This window comes from Nocardiopsis sp. M1B1 (assembly GCF_052466615.1).
Window position 1 is genome coordinate 698,488 of sequence record NZ_CP196194.1, and the last position, 18,397, is coordinate 716,884.

At 72.4% G+C, this 18,397-nt stretch carries 16 protein-coding genes; 5 read left to right on the plus strand and 11 right to left on the minus strand.

All coding sequences use genetic code 11. The features are described from left to right. Position 1 precedes the first annotated feature (1 nt). The 3 genes from ACSTA4_RS03190 (at position 2) to ACSTA4_RS03200 (ending at position 4,599) form a co-directional block, all read left to right on the plus strand. Positions 2-1,669 (plus strand): NADH-quinone oxidoreductase subunit M, encoded by a 1,668-nt coding sequence (locus ACSTA4_RS03190; protein ID WP_444962368.1) that lies wholly within the window; start codon positions 2-4, stop codon positions 1,667-1,669. Positions 1,670-1,677: 8 nt separating this feature from the next. Beyond that, the gene (gene nuoN / locus ACSTA4_RS03195) at positions 1,678-3,327 is read left to right on the plus strand and encodes an NADH-quinone oxidoreductase subunit NuoN (RefSeq protein ID WP_444964085.1); all 1,650 of its coding nucleotides are present in this window, start codon (positions 1,678-1,680) and stop codon (positions 3,325-3,327) included. A gap of 267 nt (positions 3,328-3,594) precedes the next feature. Next, positions 3,595-4,599 carry a polyprenyl synthetase family protein gene (locus ACSTA4_RS03200; protein ID WP_444962369.1) on the plus strand — a complete coding sequence of 335 codons (1,005 nt, stop codon included), beginning with the start codon at positions 3,595-3,597 and terminating at the stop codon, positions 4,597-4,599. A gap of 177 nt (positions 4,600-4,776) precedes the next feature. On the opposite strand, the gene ACSTA4_RS03205 is transcribed toward ACSTA4_RS03200, so the two are convergent. The 4 genes from ACSTA4_RS03205 to rarD form a co-directional block, all read right to left on the minus strand. Next, positions 4,777-5,697: a phosphotransferase gene (locus ACSTA4_RS03205; RefSeq protein WP_444962370.1), complete on the minus strand. Its 921-nt coding sequence runs from the start codon at positions 5,695-5,697 to the stop codon at positions 4,777-4,779. A 293-nt stretch (positions 5,698-5,990) separates the two neighbouring features. Beyond that, positions 5,991-7,319: a hypothetical protein gene (locus ACSTA4_RS03210; protein ID WP_444962371.1), complete on the minus strand. Its 1,329-nt coding sequence runs from the start codon at positions 7,317-7,319 to the stop codon at positions 5,991-5,993. A gap of 210 nt (positions 7,320-7,529) precedes the next feature. After that, positions 7,530-8,519, minus strand: coding sequence for a flagellar associated protein (locus ACSTA4_RS03215; protein WP_444962372.1), 990 nt, complete (start codon positions 8,517-8,519; stop codon positions 7,530-7,532). Positions 8,520-8,639: 120 nt separating this feature from the next. Next, positions 8,640-9,701, minus strand: a complete 1,062-nt coding sequence (gene rarD / locus ACSTA4_RS03220; RefSeq protein ID WP_444962373.1) for an EamA family transporter RarD — start codon at positions 9,699-9,701, stop codon at positions 8,640-8,642. Positions 9,702-9,955: 254 nt separating this feature from the next. On the opposite strand from rarD, the gene msrA reads away from it, so the two are divergent. Then, positions 9,956-10,618, plus strand: coding sequence for a peptide-methionine (S)-S-oxide reductase MsrA (msrA, locus tag ACSTA4_RS03225; protein ID WP_416028486.1), 663 nt, complete (start codon positions 9,956-9,958; stop codon positions 10,616-10,618). Between the two features lie 63 nt (positions 10,619-10,681). On the opposite strand, the gene ACSTA4_RS03230 is transcribed toward msrA, so the two are convergent. Beyond that, a complete protein-coding gene (locus tag ACSTA4_RS03230) occupies positions 10,682-11,521 on the minus strand; it encodes an NAD-dependent epimerase/dehydratase family protein (protein ID WP_444962374.1) in 840 nt (279 codons plus the stop codon). Beyond that, positions 11,518-11,958, minus strand: coding sequence for a nuclear transport factor 2 family protein (locus ACSTA4_RS03235; RefSeq protein ID WP_444962375.1), 441 nt, complete (start codon positions 11,956-11,958; stop codon positions 11,518-11,520). The genes ACSTA4_RS03230 and ACSTA4_RS03235 overlap by 4 nt, the downstream gene beginning before the upstream one ends. An 81-nt stretch (positions 11,959-12,039) precedes the next feature. Here ACSTA4_RS03235 and ACSTA4_RS03240 point away from each other — a divergent pair, with 81 nt between their 5' ends. Beyond that, positions 12,040-12,615, plus strand: a complete 576-nt coding sequence (locus tag ACSTA4_RS03240) for a TetR/AcrR family transcriptional regulator (RefSeq protein WP_444962376.1) — start codon at positions 12,040-12,042, stop codon at positions 12,613-12,615. A gap of 127 nt (positions 12,616-12,742) precedes the next feature. Here the strand turns inward: ACSTA4_RS03240 and ACSTA4_RS03245 are convergent, their stop codons facing one another. The 5 genes from ACSTA4_RS03245 to ACSTA4_RS03265 form a co-directional block, all read right to left on the minus strand. Continuing rightward, positions 12,743-13,582, minus strand: coding sequence for a carbohydrate ABC transporter permease (locus ACSTA4_RS03245; protein ID WP_248773408.1), 840 nt, complete (start codon positions 13,580-13,582; stop codon positions 12,743-12,745). Continuing rightward, entirely contained in the window at positions 13,575-14,567 is a 993-nt protein-coding gene (locus ACSTA4_RS03250) for a carbohydrate ABC transporter permease (protein WP_444962377.1), read from the minus strand. The genes ACSTA4_RS03245 and ACSTA4_RS03250 overlap by 8 nt, the downstream gene beginning before the upstream one ends. A gap of 60 nt (positions 14,568-14,627) precedes the next feature. Then, positions 14,628-15,944, minus strand: a complete 1,317-nt coding sequence (locus tag ACSTA4_RS03255; protein WP_444962378.1) for a sugar ABC transporter substrate-binding protein — start codon at positions 15,942-15,944, stop codon at positions 14,628-14,630. A gap of 215 nt (positions 15,945-16,159) precedes the next feature. Then, positions 16,160-17,212: a LacI family DNA-binding transcriptional regulator gene (locus tag ACSTA4_RS03260; RefSeq protein WP_444962379.1), complete on the minus strand. Its 1,053-nt coding sequence runs from the start codon at positions 17,210-17,212 to the stop codon at positions 16,160-16,162. A 182-nt stretch (positions 17,213-17,394) separates the two neighbouring features. Then, on the minus strand, positions 17,395-18,219 hold the full coding sequence (locus tag ACSTA4_RS03265) for a hypothetical protein (protein WP_444962380.1): 825 nt from the start codon (positions 18,217-18,219) through the stop codon (positions 17,395-17,397). Positions 18,220-18,397: the final 178 nt, after the last annotated feature.

Below are 18,397 nucleotides of genomic sequence, written 5' to 3' on the forward strand. Positions count from 1 at the left end.
CATGATCCCCTGGCTCACCATCGCGATCGCGCTCCCCGCGGTCGGCGCGGTCCTGGTCTGGGCGCTGCCGCGCACCGCCAAGGCCGCCACGGAGCGGACGGTCGCGGCCTCGGCCGCCTCGTCCGCCACCGCCTCCTCCGGAGGCGCCACCGCCACGGCGACGGCCGTGCGGCCCGCCGCCGCGGCCAAGGGCGGGGCCCCGGCCGAGACCGCCAAGCGGATCACGCTGGGCTTCTCGCTCGCCACCCTGCTCGTGCTCGGGGCCATGGCCCTGCAGTTCGACACCTCCCGGGCGGGAGCCCTCCAGTTCGAGGAGGTCTACCCCTGGATCCCGCGCTTCGGCGTCAGCTACGCCGTGGGCGTGGACGGCATCGCCCTGGCGCTGGTCCTGATGTCGGCCGTGCTGGTGCCGCTGGTGGTCCTGGCCGCCTGGCGCGAGCACGACGACCGCGAGGACGGGGGGCGCGGGTACTTCGCGCTCATCCTGGTCCTGGAAGCGATGATGATCGGCGTCTTCGCCGCCACCGACGTCTTCCTGTTCTACGTGTTCTTCGAGGCCATGCTCATCCCGGTCTACTTCATGATCGGGCGCTACGGGCGCGGCGACGACCGGTCCAGGGCCGCGGTCAAGTTCCTGCTCTACAGCCTCGCCGGCGGCCTGGTCATGCTGGTCGCGGTGATCGGCGTGTACGTCGTCGGCGGCACCTTCCTGTGGAGCGACCTGGTCGGCGAGGGCAGCGCCCTGGCCGCCGTGGACCCGGCCACGGCCCGCTGGCTGTTCCTCGGCTTCTTCATCGCCTTCGCGATCAAGGCGCCGATGTGGCCCGTGCACACCTGGCTGCCCTCGGCGGCGGGCGCCTCGCGCCCGGGCACCGCCGTGCTGCTGGTGGGCGTGCTGGACAAGGTCGGCACCTACGGGATGCTGCGCTACTGCCTGGAGCTGTTCCCGGCGGCCGTGTCCTGGTTCGTGTGGCCGGTGGTGGCGCTGAGCCTGGTGAGCATCATCTACGGCGCGATCCTGGCCATCGGGCAGAACGACATGATGCGCCTGGTGGCCTACACGTCGGTCTCCCACTTCGGCTTCATCACCCTGGGCATCTTCGCCCTGACCGCGCAGGGGCAGGCCGGGGCCGCCCTGTACATGGTCAACCACGGGTTCGCGACCGGGGCGCTGTTCCTGGTCGTGGGCTTCCTGATCGCCCGCCGCGGCTCCGCGCTCATCAGCGACTACGGCGGCGTGCAGAGGATCGCGCCCAAGCTGGCCGGGGTGTTCCTGGTGACCGGCCTGGCCGGTCTGGCGCTGCCCGGTCTGGCGCCGTTCGTCAGCGAGTTCCTGGTGTTCGTCGGCGTGTACGCGTTCAGCCCGGCACCCGCGATCGTCGCGGCGGTCGGCGTGGTCCTGGCCGCGCTCTACATCCTGTGGATGTACCAGCGCACCATGAACGGACCCACCCGGGAGGACCTGACCGGCCTGCGCGACCTGTCGGCGCGGGAGACGTGGGCGGTGGCCCCGCTGCTCGCGCTCATCCTCCTGCTCGGCCTGTACCCGCAGCCGGTGCTGGACGTGATCAACCCCGCGGTGGAGCGCACCGTGGAGGTCGGCGCGGGCCCTGACAGCGGGACCGGGGGCGCCGCGGGCGCCCAGGAAGAGGAAGGAGACGCGGAGTGATCCCCCACATGGACCTTCCCGTCATCACCGAGGCGGCACCGCAGATGGACTGGTGGCTGCTCGCGCCGCTGCTCACGGTGTTCGCCGCCGGTGTGCTGGGCGTGCTGTTCGAGGCGTTCGTCCCCCAGGGGCGGCGCCGCGCCATCCAGATCGGGCTCGCGGCGCTCGCGCTGCTGGCCGCGTTCGTCCTGCTGGTGCTCCAGGTGGGCTCGCTGCCCGAGGACGCGCCGGGGGTGACGGTCGGCGCCGGGGCGCTGGCGGTGGACCGGACGGTGATCTTCTTCCAGGGCACCATCACGGTGCTCGCGCTGGTGAGCCTGCTGCTGATCTCCGAGCGCCGGGACGGGCGCGACGCGTTCGCCGCGCAGGCGGCCACGGTGCCCGGCAGCGAGGAGGAGCGCGCGCACATCCTGGCGGGCTCCCAGCACACCGAGGTGTATCCGCTGGTGATGTTCGCGGTGCTGGGGATGCTGATGTTCCCGGCCTCGAACGACTTCCTGACGATGTTCATCGCGCTGGAGGTCATGAGCCTGCCGCTGTACCTGCTGTGCGGGCTGGCCCGGCGCCGCCGACTGTTCTCGCAGGAGGCCGCGGTCAAGTACTTCCTGCTGGGCGCGTTCTCGTCGGCGTTCTTCCTGTTCGGCGCCGCCATGGTCTACGGCTACGCGGGCTCGGTGAACTTCGGCGAGATCCGCGTGGCCGTCGAGGCGGGCGGCGCGGACCTCTTCCAGAGCGGAGACGGCGAGCCCCTGCTGCTCATGGGCATCGGCCTGGTGGCGGTCGGCCTGCTGTTCAAGGTCGGCGCGGTGCCCTTCCACAACTGGAAGCCGGACGTGTACCAGGGCGCGCCGACCCCGATCACGGCGCTGATGGCCTCCTGCACGCTGGTCGCCGCGTTCGGCGCCCTGCTGCGGGTGTTCTTCGTGCCCTTCGGGGGCTCGGCCCAGAGCTGGGAGCCGATGCTGTGGGCGGTGGCCGTCCTGACGATGGTCGTGGCCGCGGTCATCGCGGTGACCCAGCGCGACGTCAAGCGGCTGCTGGCCTACTCCTCGGTGGTGCACGCCGGGTTCATCCTGACCGCGGTCGTGGCGGGCAGCACGGACGGGCTCGCGGGCGCCATGTTCTACCTGGCGGCCTACGGGTTCACCACGCTGGGCGCGTTCGCCGTGGTGACGCTGGTGCGGACCAAGGACGGCGGCCAGGAGCTGGGCGACCTGGACCGGTGGGCGGGGCTGGGCCGCCGCTCGCCCGCGCTGGCCGGGGCGCTGGCGCTGTTCCTGCTGGCGTTCGCCGGGATCCCGCTCACGAGCGGCTTCATCGGCAAGTTCGCGGTGTTCGAGGCCGCGGTGGCGGCCGGGGCCGTCCCGCTGGTCGTGGTGGGTGTGCTGAGCAGCGCGGTGACCGCGTTCTTCTACGTGCGGATCATCGTGGTGATGTTCTTCCGGGACCCGGAGGGCGAGGGCCCCACGGTGGTGCGCGCCGGAGCGGCCACGGGCGGGGTCATCGCGATCGGGGTGGCGGCGACGCTGCTGCTCGGCGTGTACCCGGGAGCGGTGCTCGACAACCTGCTGCCCCCGTCCGACGCCGACCAGGCCCCGACCTCGGTGATGGTCGAGCAGGCGTCGACGCAGGCCGGAAGCGCCGGAGGCACGGAGTGACCGGCGGCCGTGAACGCACGGTGACCGGCGGGTACGGGCTCCGGGTTCCGGTCGGACGCGAGCGCTGACCACGGGTGACCGGCAGAGTGACCAATTACCTGGTCTGACCTGGGATTCGTCACCTGCCGGTTCCGTACCCGGGTGTGGCTTTGGCTGTTCATTCCGGGTCGGATACCGTGGCAAGTCGGATCATGTTCATGTGCTGAGCACGCGGTGCCCCCCTCACCCGGGGTCACCTCCGTGCCGTTCGACAGGTGGAGCTGTACGGTGAGCGGTGCTGTCCCGAGCGGGTTTCTCGCTCTGCCGAGAGTCGACGATGCCCTTGCCCGGGAGGTCCAGGACAACCTGGAGAAGGTCGAGGACCTGCTGCGGGAGTCGGTCGCGTCGAGCGACCCCCTGCTGACCGAGGCGGCGTCCCACCTGCTGGCCGCCGGGGGCAAGCGCTTCCGCGCGACCCTGGTCCTGCTGGCCGCCCACTTCGGCGATCCGACCGTGCCCGACCTCATCCCGGCCGCGGCCGTGGTGGAGCTCACCCACGTGGCCACGCTCTACCACGACGACGTCATGGACGAGGCCGAGCTGCGGCGCGGCGAGCCCAGCGCCAACCAGCGCTGGGGCAACAGCGTCGCCATCCTGACCGGCGACTACGTGTTCGCCCGCGCCTCGGAGATGCTCGCCGATCTGGGCACCGAGGCGGTCCGGCTCCAGGCGACCACGTTCGGGCGCCTGGTGCAGGGGCAGATCCTGGAGACCTCCGGTCCGCAGGAGGGCACCGACCCGCTGGACCACTACCTGCGGGTGATCAGCGACAAGACGGCGTCCCTGATCGCGTCGTCGGCGGAGTTCGGCGGCATGTTCGGCAAGGTCGACCCCGAGACGATCGGGACGGTCACGCGGGCGTGCGACGCGCTGGGGATGGCCTTCCAGCTCGCCGACGACCTGCTGGACGTGGCGAGCGAGAGCACGGACTCGGGCAAGACCCCGGGGACCGACCTGCGCGAGGGCGTGCTGACCCTGCCGATGTTCTACGCGCTGCGCTCCCGGGACGCGGCGGACGAGCGGCTCAAGTCGCTGCTGGGCCGCCCGCTGGACGACGAGGAGGCCGAGGAGGCGCTGGCGCTGCTGCGGGTGCACCCGGCGATGGCCGAGGCCGAGGCCACGCTGCGCGGCTGGGCCGACAAGGCGCGCGCGGAGCTGGCGACCCTGCCCGAGAGCCCGGCCAGGGGCGCCTTCGAGGCGCTGTGCGACTACGTGGTCGAGCGCTCGGGCTGACCTTCGGCGGGTGTCCGCGAGGACGCCCGCGGCGGCCGAGGGGCCCGAGGACCGACGACGGCGCCGCCCGGTGGGGCGGCGCCGTTTCGCTGTCCTCGGGGACGGTCACCGACCACCCGGCGCGTCCGGCGCGTCCGGCGCACCCGGTGGAACGCGCGGTCCGAGCGCGCCGACGGCCTACCCGTGGAACCGGGCCGGACGCTCGGCCAGGACACGGTCGAGCGCCGCCCGCCCCGCCGGGCCCCACGCCGGCTTGCCGCCGGGCAGGCCGCGGTCCCCGTTCTGGCCCATCAGCATCAGGAAGAGGCTCTTCAGCGCGGCCAGCCCGCGGGCGCGCCGGACCGTCGCCTCGTCGGCCTCCGCGTACGCGGCGAAGAAGCGTGCCGCCGCGCCCGTCGGCAGCAGCACCCAGGCGGCCGCCAGGTCCGCCGCCGGGTCGCCGGCGAACAGGTCGCCGAAGTCGACGACGCCCGCCAGCGTCCCGTCCGCGACCACGACGTTCGCGGGATGCAGGTCGCCGTGCACCCACACCGGCGGGCCCTCCCACCCGGGGGCCGCGACGGCGTCGTCCCACACGGCCCGGACGTCGGCGGCGTCGGCGCCGATCGCGTCGGCGTCGAGGGCACCGAGGAACCGGTCGAAGCCTTCCGTGCAGTCCCGGGGGGTCAGCGCGCCCCAGCCCGTGTCGACCGGTGCGTCGGCGGGCGCCGGCACGTGCAGCGCCCGCAGGAACGCCGCCAGGGTGTCGGCCGCGTGCCCGCCGCGGGTGATCGACCCGCGGTCCAGCGGCAGGCCCGGCACCCACGTCATGACCGTCCACATCTTGGGGAACCGCTCGCAGGGGGTACCGCCGCGTACCGGCACGGGGACGGGCAACGGCAGGCGCGGTGCGAGCAGCGGCAGCCAGCGGCGCTCCTTGAGCTGGTCGTCGGGGTCGGTGTCCATGCGCTGGATCCGCACGGCCAGTTCGTCCCCCAGGCGCCACATCTGGTTGCCCCAGCCGCCGTCCACCTCGCGCAGGGGCAGCCCGGCCAGGTCCGGGTGCTGGTCGCGCAGCAGGTCGCGGACGAGACCCGCGGTGATCTCGATCTCGGTCATGCGGAGCACCCTACGGGGTTCGACCACGACGACGCCGTCAGGCCTCGGGCGCTGGCGGCGCCGCGACCCCTGCGCGAACCCGAAGGCGGGTGACCTCGGCCTTCGTGCCGGTGACGTGACGACGGCGCCGCCCGGTGGGGCGGCGCCGTCGCCGTGTCTCTCAGTCCCGCCGTGCGGGGAGGCCGTGCCGGTGTCGCGGTGGGATTCCGTTCAGGTGCCCGGCGGACCGCCCCGGGACCGGCGGACGCGGCGGGGGAGAGCCGCGGCGCCCGCCGGCTGTGCGGGGTCGCGCCCTAGCTGATGACGGGCAGGGCCTCGGAACCGGGCAGGTCCATGAAGGTCGGGTGCTGCGTCATGCCCGCGGGGGTCTCCTGCGGGACGGTGCCGCCCTCGACGGACAGCAGGTCGCTGGTGTCCACGTCGTTCAGCAGGTCGGTGCCGCGGCTCAGCTCCGCCACCAGGTCCTCGGCGGTCTGGGTGTCCACGCCCTCGGTGATCGTCGGCACCCCGGCGTCGGCGAGCTGCGGCACGACGGAGTCCACCGCGTCGTCGACCACGGGCACGCCGGTGCCGGACAGGCGGGGCACCTCGGACCCGGCCAGGGGGCCCTCCACGTTCAGGGGCCGGAGCTCGGCGGCCCTGAGGTCGCCGCTCTCAGCGCCGCTCGCGAGGGCGTCGGTCAGGTCTCCCAGACCGGGCGACGCGGGCGCCGACTGGTGGACGGTGGTGAGGGGCTGGTCGAGGTTGCGCTGGCCGATCATGCCGAGCACCCTCTCCTCACCGAGGCTGACGTCGCTGCCCTCGGTCAGGGGGGTGGCCCCCATGAGGTCCTGCACGCTGCCCGGCGTCTCCAGACCGAAGACGTAGGCGATGTCCCACATGTTCGGAACGGGGGGCGCGGCCGCGCTCTGGCGCACGGTGGGGGACCCGCCCAGACCCAGGGCCTCCTCCAGGACGGGCGCCTCGGCACCGTCCAGCGACAGGCTGTTGCCGCCGGTCACCGAGGACAGGTCGGAGGTGTCGGGAAGCTGGGCGGCGTCGCGGAGCCGGGAGGTGTCGGGCAGCTGGGCGACCTGGCCGACCCGGGGCAGGTCCACCTGCTCGCGCAGCCCGTAGACCGACTCCAGGGTGTGCGGCAGCACCGTGACCGCGGTCTCCTCCACCGCCTCGCCCGCACGGTGGCCGCCGTGCTCCAGGGCGCGCCCGGCGTCGTGGCCGATGGTGTCGTGGGGGTCGCCGTCCAGGCCGGTGGCGTCCTGGACCCCGGAGACGGTGTCGGCCAGCTCGGAGGTCGGGTTGGGCACCTCGCCCAGCGGGGTCCGGATGTCCTGGCCCTCGGGCAGCGGGGCGGCCAGGTCGGGAGCGGGCTTCTCGGGGTTGTGCGCGGTCTCCTGGAGCTCGCTCAGGGCGCTGCCGGCGATCGGCCCGACGCCCTCGGGGGCCACGCTGTTCATGGCGGGGGCGACGCCCTCCACCAGGGCGCGCTCGACGAGGGGCGCGATTTCGTGGACGGGAGAGGAGAGGGACTCGGCGCCGGAGACCCCGGCGCCGAGGGCGACGAAGCCCGCCGTTCCGGCGGCGAGGAGGACGGCCCTGGCTGATATGCGCTTGACCTGCGTCATGGGTTTCCCTTCGGAGGTTGTGCTCTGGATCAGTGGATACGGGGACCGAACGCGTGGGGCGCGTCCGGCCGGAGCCGGGGCGGACCACCGGCTGGCGTGAATTCCGTGAACGGGGCACGGGACTCAGGTCAGCTCCCAGAGAGCGCGCAGAGGGCCTGGCTGGGACGGGTCCGTGCGCGGGGTGTGCGTCCGCGCGGAAGGGGACGCGTCCTAGTCGGGGGAGACCGTGGGGTCGTCGCTGGGGCCGCCGGGCACCGTGAGCAGGGCCCGGGCGGCGAGCAGGACGGCGTCGGCGGAGGGCGCGGTGACGGGCGCCGCGGTGAGGTATCCCGCGACGGCGGGAACGGGGACGCCGCCCCCGGCGGGCGCGGTCGGACCGGCGGTGAGCTGGTGGGCTGAGGAACCGGGGGCCGGGGCCGCGGTGTCCGGGCGCTCGCCCGCGTCCGCGCCGACGGAGGCCCCGGCGGTGCCGACCGGGATGACGGAGCCGTGCCCGTAGACGGTGCCGTGCCCGGTCCCGGGAACGGTGTCCTCGCCCTTCGCCCGCTCGCGCGACCCGGCCGCGGAGTCGTCGCCTTCCCGCTCCGGGGCGGGGGCGTGGGCCGAGGGGGCCACGGGGGCCAGCAGCCCCGCGTCGGCGTGTCCGTCGCGGTCGAGTCCGCCGACCAGGCTCCGTGCTCCCTCGCCCATCCCGGCGACCGGCCACGCGGCCTCGGGCAGGACGGCGGCGGTCTCGGCGGCGGTGCGCTCGGCCCCGTGTTCGAGGCGCTGGTGCACCGTGCCCAGGGTGGAGGCGACCGGCTCGGCCACCTGGCCCACGCCCTCGGGGACGACCTCGCCGAGGCGTCCGGAGCCCTCCAGCCCGAGGGAGGAGGCGTCCAGGGCCGCCCGGCCGGAGGAGACGCGGTCCCGGAGGCCGTGGTGCGGTGCGGTGCGCTCCGAGGAGGCGTGTTCGGGGTTCCCGGAGGTGCCGGAGAAGCCGTCCGACAGCCGACCGCCGGTGAGCGGACCCCCGTCGAGCAGGGACCGGGAGCCGCCGGTGTCAGCGCCGGAGTCGGCGGCGGCTGGAGCCGCGCCGAGCAGCCACAGGCCGACCAGCAGAGCCCCGACCACCAGCGGCAGCAGGAACAGGGAGGGCGCCTCGGGGCACACGGCCGCGACGGCGCGCGTGGCGCGTGCCGTTCGGCTGGTGCGAGGCATGGAAGGGCCCTCCGGGACGTGCGGCCTGGTCCGGGCCGGAGGCTGCCCCCGACCCGCGACCTGACGTTAGCACAGAGTCACAGAGGGTAGTTTGGGTTTTCCGAAACAGGGAAGACCGGATCACTCCGCGGACTCGGGCCGGGCGGGATCCCCCGGGAGCGGCTTCCCGGGCTGTCCGAGTTCGCGTCGCCGCTGTTCGTCGGGGGTTCCGGCCTCTTCCTCGACCTCTTCCCCGGACTGTTCCCCGACCTCCGTCCCGACCCCTGCCCCGGCCTGCTCCCCGGCCCGGGCGGAGGCGCGTGACCGGGAACGGGCGTCGCGGACCTGGTCGACGACGAACGCGCACAGAGCCAGCCACACCAGCGCGAAGCCCAGCCACCGGGCGGGCGGCATCTCCTCGCCCTGCACCAGCCAGCCGACGAAGAACATGATGACCGGGGCGATGTACTGGAGGATGCCGATGACGCTCAGGGGGACCTGGCGCGCGGCCACGCCGAACAGCAGCAGCGGCAGAGCGGTCACGAAACCGCTGCCGACCAGCAGGGCGGTGTGGCCCGGGGACACCGAGAACACGGTTCCCGCGCCGGTGGCCTCCAGGTGGACCACGAAGCCCAGCGCGGGCAGGAACATCACCATGGTCTCGACGGTCAGGCTCCGCACGCCGTCCAGGTCCACGTACTTCTTCACCGCGCCGTAGGCGGCGAAGGTGGCGGCCATGAGCAGCGCCAGCCACGGGGTCACGCCGTAGGCGACGGTCATCACGGCCACGGCCAGGACGCCCAGGCCGACCGCCACCCACTGGAGGGCCCGCAGCCGCTCGGAGAACAGCAGCACCCCCAGGCACACCGACATCAGCGGATTGATGAAGTACGCGAGCGAGGCCTGGAGGGTCTGCTCGGTGGAGACCGCGTAGATGAACCCCCACCAGTTGACGGAGATCAGCACCGCCGCGGCGGCCACCGGCAGCAGGCGGCGGGGGCTGCGCAGCACCGAGGGGAACCAGGACCAGCCCCGGCGGGTGACGAGGAGGACGACGCACATCGCGAGCAGGGCCCACACCATGCGGTGGGCGAGGATCTCGCTGGGTTCGGAGGAGGAGAGGAGCGGCCAGTACAGGGCCGCCACGCCCCAGAGGAGGAAGGCGGTCGCCCCGAGGACGACGCCACGCTTGGATTCCGGCACGTCAGCAATCGTAGGACGAATTGTCCGGAGTGTCCTCATCGCGCGGGCGGGCGAGCGCCGCCACGGAGGAGGCGGGCGAGCGCCGCCTCCGGGCCGTGGGCCGGTCGGCGGGAGGAAACGCGGAAGGACCGGTAAGGGGGAGCGGGGGCGCGTCCCGTGTCGGCGGGCGCTCCGGCGACGGCCGCCGACCGCGTCCGTCCACAGGTTCGATCGCGTCCGTGCGCCGGACCGGACCCGTGGATACCCTGGGAAGCATGTTCGGGAGAAAGACGACCATGGTCGATCCAGCACGCGCCCTGCCCGGTCGGGACACCCCGATGGACGTGCCCTTCGGGCACACGGTGCTGGGCACCAGCCTCACCCCGCCCTACCCCGAGGGCAGCCGTATCGCCGACGTGGCGATGGGCTGCTTCTGGGGCGCCGAGCGCATGTTCTGGCGCCTGGGCGCGGAGCGGGGGATCATCACGACCGCGGTGGGCTACGCGGGCGGCTACACGCCCAACCCGACCTACGAGGAGGTCTGCTCGGGCCTGACCGGGCACACCGAGGCGGTGCGGGTGGTGTTCGACCCCGAGCGCATCTCGTACGAGGAGATCCTCAAGGTGTTCTGGGAGGGCCACGACCCGACCCAGGGCATGCGCCAGGGCAACGACGTCGGCACCCAGTACCGGTCGGCGATCCTGTACCACGACGACGCCCAGCGGATCGCGGCCGAGACCAGCCGCGACGCGTTCCAGCCGGTGCTCACCCGCGCGGGCTACGGGCCGATCACCACCGAGATCGCGCCGCTGCGGGAGTTCTACTTCGCCGAGGACTACCACCAGCAGTACCTGTCCGACGCCAAGAACCCCAACGGGTACTGCGGGATCGGCGGAACCGGCGCCAGCTGCCCGATCGGTGTGGCGCCCACGGAGTGAGCACGGCCGGTACCACCTCCCGGGCTCCCCGGGGGTGGCACCGGTAGCCGGAAACGCCGGCCGCTACCAGGTCCATCCGGCGGCGACGTCGGCGAAACTCCGGGGAGGGAGGCCGGTGATCCGCTCGACGACGGGGGTGACCCGGTCCTCCGCGCCCTGGGCGATCACCAGGTCCAGGTCCGCCAGCATCGCCGCGTACTCCCGTGGCATGGCGGCCGCCAGGTGGTCGCGCATCCGCTCCCGGCCCACCGCCAGGTGGCGCACCGGTCGACCCGAGGCCCGCGCGATCGTCGCGGCGATGTCGTCATAGCTCAGCGCCTCGGGGCCGGTGAGGACGAGGTCGGTGTTGGGCGGCTCCGCGTCGGTCAACGCCCGGGCGGCCACCGCGGCGATGTCGTCGGCGTCGATGAAGCCGACCCGTCCCCGGCTCGTGGCCGTCATGACCAACCCCTCCTCACGGATGCTCACGGCGTGGGGGTTGTCGCCGGTGAAGTTCTGCATGAACCACGAGGGGCGCAGGACCGCCCACTCGTCGAACAGCTTCGGCAGGAGGGTGTGCACCGCACCCGCGCCGGGTCCGCCCTCCGGGATCGCCGAGGAGCTCAGCAGTACGGCCCGGCGCACCCCGGCGGCGACCGCCTGTTCGAGGAAGGGCACCATCACGGCGGCGGGATCGGTGGTGTCGACGGGCGGGACGAGGTACATCCGGTCCACGCCCCGCAGCGCCTCCCCGAAGGTTGCGGGGTCGTACCAGTCGAAGCGCACCGACGGGCCGCCGCCCCGGGCCGGGGCGCGGCGGCTGGCCGCCCGCACCCGCGGGCCGAGCGCGTCGAGCCGGGAGGCGACCCGGCTCCCGGTCGTGCCGGTGGCGCCGGTGACCAGGACGGTGGCGGCGGAACTCATGCGTTCTCCCTCTTCGGTGCCGTGGTCTTGGCCTCGCGCATGGAGTCGGGCACCACGAGCGGGTTCCAGTAGTCGCGGTAGTGGGTGATGCGTCCCCGGACCGCCGTCATCACCACCACGTAGGAGATGTCGGTGTCCTGTCCGGTCGCCACGAGCCGGGCCCGGGCGCGCATCTCGGCGACCACGGTCTCGGGAGCGGCGGTCTGGTGGATCTCCAGGTACGGGAGGTCCTTCAGGTGGACGTGGTCGGTGTAGTCGCTCATGTACTCGGCGAGCCGTCCCCTTCCCTCCAGCCGCCGGGGCCAGCCGACGGGGGCGAAGGGGAACTCGACGAGGACGTCCTCGTCGCACAGGGCGACCCAGTCATCGATCCTCCCGTCGAGGAGCAGTTCCAGGCCGTGTCGGAACAGGTCCGCCGTTGCCAGGTCATCGTGCATGGGGTCTCCGCCCTCTAAAATGTGGACTGCTGGTCCGTTTGAATATATGGACTGGCAGTCCGTTTAGCAAGTGGGGTGGAGATGGGTGCACGTGGGGAGCGCGCGGACGCGCTGCGCAACAGGGAGGCGGTACTCGCCGCCGCGGACGGGCTCTTCGCTCGCAGTACGAGTCCCGGAACCGTGTCGATGGACGAGGTCGCGGCCGCCGCCGGAGTGGGGAAGGGCACCCTCTTCCGCAGGTTCGGCGACCGAGGCGGGCTGATCCGGGCCCTCATGGAGGTGCGGATCGGCCCGTTGCGCGGGGCCGTCCTGGAGGGCCCCGCCCCGCTGGGCCCCGCGACGCCCCCGCGCGAACGGGTCCCGGCGCTCCTGCTCGCTCTGCTGCGCTTCAAGCTCGACAACCGCTATCTGGCCCTGGCGCTGGAGAGCGACGGCGGGAACAGCCCCTACCAGGCCGATCACTACACCTGGTGGCATCGGACGCTGGCGGACGCCCTGGCCGCGGTTCCCACCGTCCCGGACGCGGACTTCGCCGCGCACGCGCTGCTGGCCGCGGTCCGCGCCGACCTGGTGGAGCACCTGGCCGGGCGGGAGGAGATGTCGGGAGAGGTGCTGGAGGAGCGGCTGACGGCCTTCACCGCCAAGATCCTCGCCTGAGGCCTCTCGCACGTTCGGGCCCCATCGCCCCGCGGTGCCATGCGAGACGGTCGCTTCGGCGGCCGGTTCGCCCCGGCCGTCCCGGCCCCGCCGACAGCGGGTGCGCGGGACGGCCGGGGACCCGTCCCTACTTCACCGCGCCCGCCGACAGTCCGGACACGAGGTAGCGCTGGACCAGCATGAAGGCCACGACCACCGGCAGGGAGACGGTCACCGACGCGGCCAGCAGCTCGTTCCACAGGGTGTCGGTCTGGCTGGTGTAGAGCTCCAGCCCGATGGAGAGGGTGCGGGTCTCGGTGTCGGTGAGCACCGAGGCGAACAGCACCTCTCCCCAGGCGGTGATGAACGCGAACACCCCCACGGCGAGGATGCCCGGGCGGGCCACGGGGAGGATGACCCGCACCAGGGCGCCGATCCTGCTGGTGCCGTCGATCATCGCCGCCTCCTCCAGGCCCTCGGGGATGGCGCTGAAGTACCCGGCCAGCATCCAGATCGAGAACGGCAGGGCGAAGGTCAGGTAGGTGATGATCAGCCCGGTGTAGGAGCCGGTGAACTCGATGCCGGTGAGGTCCTCCAGCCGCACGAAGATCAGGAAGAGCGGCAGCAGGAACAGGATGCCGGGAAACATCTGCGTCGAGAGCACCGTCATGCTGAACAGCCGCCTGCCGCGAAAGCGCAGCCGTGACAGCGGATAGGCGGCCAGCACCGCCACCACCAGCGCCAGGGCCGTCGCCGTGGTCGTGACGATCAGGCTGTTGGTGAGGTAGCGGGCCAACGGGATCGTCGTCCACATGTCCACGTACGGCTGGAGGGTGACGCGGTCCGGCAGCCAGGTGAACATCCCCCGGACGTTCTCCAGCGGCTTCACCGAGGTCACCACCAGCACGTACAGGGGCAGCACCGTGAACACGGTGAGGAAGGTCAGGACGATCCGCCGGAACCAGCGGAATCCCCGTGTCTCACGCATTGTCCCTCCCCTTGGGCAGCACCAGTCGGACGTAGACCGCCGACGCGATGACCAGCGCGACGAGCAGCAGAACGCTCATCGCGGCGCCCAGGCCGAAGTTCCAGTTGACGAAGGAGTGCTCGTAGATCAGCGGTGAGATCAGCCGCGCGCTCTCGGGTGAGGTGTCGCCGAAGAGCAGGAAGGGGATGTTGAACTCGTTGAACGTCCACAGGGTCATGACGAGCAGGACGACCGCGTTCGCCGGGCGCACCATGGGCAGCGTGATGCCGGTGAACCTCCTCCAGGTCGAGGCGCCGTCGATGGCCGCGGCCTCGTACATGTCCTCGGGGATGCTCTGCAGCGCCGCCAGGAGCATCAGGAACGCGAACGGCCACAGCCGCCACACCGACACGATCACCAGCACCCAGAAGGCGTTCTCGCCGATGAGCCAGAACGGGCGCTCGTCCAGCAGCCCCAGATCCTCCACGAGCAGCCGGTTGACCATGCCGTCGCGCTGGTTGAACATGAACGCCCAGATGATCGCGGCGACGTAGACCGGCAGGGCGTAGGGCACGAGGAACAGCGTGCGCAGCACGCCGCGCCCCCGGAACCTCGTGTTCAACGCGACCGCGGCGGCCATCCCCAGCACCCACGACACCCCCACCACCAGCACGGTGTAGACGGTGGTGCGGAACAGGCTCTCGAAGAGGGCGCTGCCCAGGGCGTTCCCGGGGTCGAGACCGCGGACGAAGTTCTCCAGGCCGACCAGCGGCGCCGTCGTCCAGCGCCGGATGGTCAGCTGCGTCAGCGAGGTGAACGCGATGTAGATCCCCAGGGCCATGGGGACGATATGGACCAGCAGCTCCAGCACCGCCGCGGGCAGCACCATGCCGTAGGGCAGGAACCACCCCGGGCGGCGCGGACGCCGCCCGCCCGGTTCCTCCACGGGGCCGGTCCGGGGCGGGGCCTCGACGGTGCCGGGCCCCTGTTCTTCCGTAGTCGACATCTAGCGCCTCCATCAGACGGCCGCCCCGCCGCGGGGGCGGGGCGACCGGGGACACACTCCCTAGTTCGCGGCGTCCATCTGGGTCTCGGCCGCCTCCATGGCCTGGCGGACGTCGGCCTCGGTGACCTCGCCTCCGGTCGCCACCTGGGCGAAGAGCCCGCCGATCGCCTCGCCGAGCACCGTCTCCATCTGGCCCTCCTCGGGGATCAGCGGCATCGGCGCGGAGTGCTCGGTCAGGATCGTGCGGAAGGTCTCCATGGACTCGCTCCGCAGCTCCTCGCTGTCGTAGGCCTCGGTGGCCACCGGCAGCGTCTGGAACTCCTGGGACAGGTACACCTGCTCCTCCGGGCTGGTCAGGTGCTCGACCAGTCGCAGAGCGCCCTCCTTGTCGTCGGTGTCGTTGAAGACGCTGATGTTGATCCCGGCCGCGTGGCTCTGGATGGGCTCGCCCGGCAGCGGGTCGAGCATCGGCACCTGGGCGACCTCGTAGTCCTCGAAACCGCGGGCGGCCATGCTGGTGCGGGCGCTGCCCTGCACGATGATCATGGCCGCGCGCCCGTCGACGAAGTCGCTGATGCCCTGGGTGCCGTCGCTGAACTCGGCGCTGCTGGGGTCGACGACCTCTTCCACGGCCATCAGGTCCACCCACTGCTTGACCGCGGCGACCTGCTCGTCGGAGGAGAAGGAGGGCCCGTCCTCGCCCCACAGCCGTCCGCCCTGCTGCTGGCCGAGGATGAAGGCCATGTGGGAGTTCTGCCGCTCGTTGCCGCCCTCCAGCACGAACCCGTACTGGTCGATGTCGCCGTCGTCGTCGGTGTCCCGGGTCAGCTCGTCCGCGGTGTCGACGAACTCGTCCCAGGTCGCGGGCGGTTCCTCGATGCCCGCCTCCTCGAACATGGTGGGGTTGTAGAACAGCGCGTAGGACAGCCCGTAGAGCGGCACCGACGTCGGCGTCTGGCCCTCGGCGCCGCCGGTGGCGAAGCTGGTGCCGACGAAGCGCTCCTCGCCGCCCACCGCCTCCAGGTCCGCGCCCTCGTAGGGCACGAAGGCGCCGGTCTCCTGGAGGCTGGCCGCCCAGGTGTTGCCGATGTTGAGCACGTCGGGGCCGTCGCCACTGCTCACCGCGGTGAGGATGCGGTTGTACAGCTCGCTCCAGGGGATGACCTCCAGCTCGACCTCCACCCCGGTCTCCTCGGTGAAGCGGTCCAGCACGGGCTGGAGGACCTCCCGGTCCTCCTCCACGCTCGCTCCCTGGTTGCTGGCCCAGTAGGTCAGCGTCTGGGCCCCGGAATCCTCGCCGGAACCGCAGCCGGTCAGCGCGGCGGCCAGCACCAGCGCCGTCGAGGCGGACAGGAGTGCTGTGGGGGGTGTCTTCACGGCCGTCTCCGTTTCTCTGTGGCCATGTGAGCCCGTCGTCAGCGTCGGCGGTGACGGAGCGGGCGGGTCGGACGCGCCCGTCGGTCCGTGGGCAGGAGCGTCGAGAACCGTGGGCCACGCCTGTCGCTCCGCGTGACCCGATGATCAGGTAAACCGGTTTACCTCGGCAGTGTAGGCGAGATCACAGAAAGGCAGGAGGGGCAGTTGTGGAACCGTTACAAGCCGTGCGCCGGCTGTCCGGACGACTTCCTCGGGCGGAGCTCGCCGACCAGCACGGTCGACAGCGGCGGCTCCTGCCCCTTGAGCATGTCCAGCAGGATGCGGGCCCCGACACTGCCCAGCGCGCGGTGCCTGTTGCGCACGGTCGTCAGCGGCGGCGTGACGAACGAGGCCAGGGGGATGTCGTCGAACCCGGCCACCGCTATGTCGTCGGGGACGGTCAGGCCCGCCTCCCCCAGCACTGAGTAGCCGCCTATGGCCATGAGGTCGCTGCCGTAGAAGACGGCGGTGGGGCGCTCGGCGGCGGGCCTGGCGAGGATGCGCTCCGTGGCCCGGGCCCCGCCCTCGATGGTGTAGCCGCCGTGCTCCTCCACGGGCCCCGGCTCCAGCCCGAACTCGCGCACGGCCTCCTCCCAGTGGCGCCGGCGCTGGTGCGCGTGCAGCATGTGGGGGTCGCCCTGGACGTGGGCGATGCGCTCGTGCCCCGCCTCGACGAAGCAGCGCACCAGACCGCGGATCGCCTCCCCGGAGTCGTTGGTGACGGTGGGGAAGTCGGAGGAGCCCTCGGGCGCGCCCACCACCACGGCGGGCGCTCCCAGACGGCGCAGCATCGCGGGACGGCCGTCGTCCGTCCGCAGGTCGGTGACCAGGAAGCCGTCGACGAAGTGGTCGTTGAACAGCCGCTCGTAGGTGGCGGCCTCGGTCCGCTCGTCGGGCACGAAGCGGATGACGGTGGCGTGCTCCTCGCCGGAGAGCACCGACTCGATACCGGACAGGAACGAGGGGAAGAACGCGTCGAAGTCGAGTATCTCGGGGGAGCGGCGCACGATCAGGCCGATGGTGCCCAGCGACTTGCCGTTGAGCGCGCGCGCTGCGTAACTCGGGCTCCACCCCAGTTCGACCGCCGCCTGGCGGATGCGTTCCCGGGTGCTGGCGCTGGTGCCGGTACCGGTGTTCAACGCCCGTGACACAGCGCCCTTGCTCACACCCGCCCGGCGGGCGACGTCGCTGATCGTGGGACGCTTGCGACCCGTGTTCCCGGTTGCCATGGTGAAGATGGTAGTCCGCCGGGCCTCGGGGCCCGCGCCGAAAGCGCCTGCCACCGCGGCCTCGGAGCGTTCCGGTGCCGGGGGCCGACGGGGCCGCCGCGCTGGACGGACTCACCGCCGGGCCGGTTCACCTGTCGGAGGTGGGAGACGGGCGTTGTCCGGGTGATGCGGGCCCTCGCCCGTCAGGACTCGGAGTAGACCTCACCCGCGTTCCGGGCCAGGCTCGACCTCAGCACGGGCACGAGCGCGGTCTGCTCCGCACTGCCCGTGCTCAGCGACAGCGCCGCCACGACGTACCAGCCGCCGTCCTGTTTCCATCTCGTCTCCCCGTTGTCCTGGGTCGTGAGCCACGTTCTCGCGTCGGCGTCACGCTTGAACCTGACCTCGACCGACAGTGAAGAGCCCTTCCGCGCGGCGATGGCGCGGACGCGCTCCAGGTCTTCCCAGAGGAGGGAGAAGGAGCCGTTCTTGAACCGCACCCACCGTCTGTCCACCACGGTGAGGCCATACGGGTCCACGATGAGCAGGTCCCTGCCGGCGCTCTCCCCGGCGAGGCAGCCCAGGACGGTGAACATCACCACCGAGCCGACCACGTACTGCTGAACCTCCAGCATTTCTGCCTGCAGCCGCTCCAGCGAATAGTCGCCGTAGACCAAGGAGATGAAGCAGACCAGCAGAAAGAACCCCACGGTCCCGAGGAACCCCAGGAGGGCCCCGAGGATTCGCTGGGCGATGCGACCCCGGGCCGTGGTCAGCTCGAAGACCTCCGGGGCCGCCGCCGCACCGTCCCGGTGCGTGTCCTCCCGCCCCCGGCCACGACCCGTGACGCGCGCGGTCGGAGCCGAACGTTGCTCCTGGGTGAGGGCCAGGACCAGGGAGGGCACGGCGGCGACGAACGAGCCCGCGCCGGCGATCCAGGAGAGCGTCTCCAGGTCCGACAGGTACAGCACCAACGCCACCACGGCGCACGCCGCCGCGGCCGATCCGCCCACCCATCCCCATCGCATGGGCGCATTCTGCCCGAGTCGTCCCCGCGGGGACAGGCCGTTGCCGCATCCGGCCGCTCCGCTCATCGGAGGCCGGACGACCCGGGCCGGCGAAGCGAGCCCGGTCCGCCAGGCACACGACCTCCCCGGGAGGAACACCTCCCGGAAGCCGCCGAAGGCCTCCCGTACTAGGGTGTGG

Coding starts and splice junctions, on each gene's coding strand:
- ACSTA4_RS03190 (WP_444962368.1), top strand. CDS start 2: ATGATCCCCTGGCTCACCATCGCGATCGCGCTCCCCGCGGTCGGCGCG.
- nuoN (WP_444964085.1), top strand. CDS start 1,678: ATGGACCTTCCCGTCATCACCGAGGCGGCACCGCAGATGGACTGGTGG.
- ACSTA4_RS03205 (WP_444962370.1), bottom strand. CDS start 5,697: ATGACCGAGATCGAGATCACCGCGGGTCTCGTCCGCGACCTGCTGCGC.
- ACSTA4_RS03210 (WP_444962371.1), bottom strand. CDS start 7,319: ATGACGCAGGTCAAGCGCATATCAGCCAGGGCCGTCCTCCTCGCCGCC.
- ACSTA4_RS03215 (WP_444962372.1), bottom strand. CDS start 8,519: ATGCCTCGCACCAGCCGAACGGCACGCGCCACGCGCGCCGTCGCGGCC.
- msrA (WP_416028486.1), top strand. CDS start 9,956: ATGTTCGGGAGAAAGACGACCATGGTCGATCCAGCACGCGCCCTGCCC.
- ACSTA4_RS03230 (WP_444962374.1), bottom strand. CDS start 11,521: ATGAGTTCCGCCGCCACCGTCCTGGTCACCGGCGCCACCGGCACGACC.
- ACSTA4_RS03235 (WP_444962375.1), bottom strand. CDS start 11,958: ATGCACGATGACCTGGCAACGGCGGACCTGTTCCGACACGGCCTGGAA.
- ACSTA4_RS03240 (WP_444962376.1), top strand. CDS start 12,040: ATGGGTGCACGTGGGGAGCGCGCGGACGCGCTGCGCAACAGGGAGGCG.
- ACSTA4_RS03245 (WP_248773408.1), bottom strand. CDS start 13,582: ATGCGTGAGACACGGGGATTCCGCTGGTTCCGGCGGATCGTCCTGACC.
- ACSTA4_RS03250 (WP_444962377.1), bottom strand. CDS start 14,567: ATGTCGACTACGGAAGAACAGGGGCCCGGCACCGTCGAGGCCCCGCCC.
- ACSTA4_RS03260 (WP_444962379.1), bottom strand. CDS start 17,212: ATGGCAACCGGGAACACGGGTCGCAAGCGTCCCACGATCAGCGACGTC.
- ACSTA4_RS03265 (WP_444962380.1), bottom strand. CDS start 18,219: ATGCGATGGGGATGGGTGGGCGGATCGGCCGCGGCGGCGTGCGCCGTG.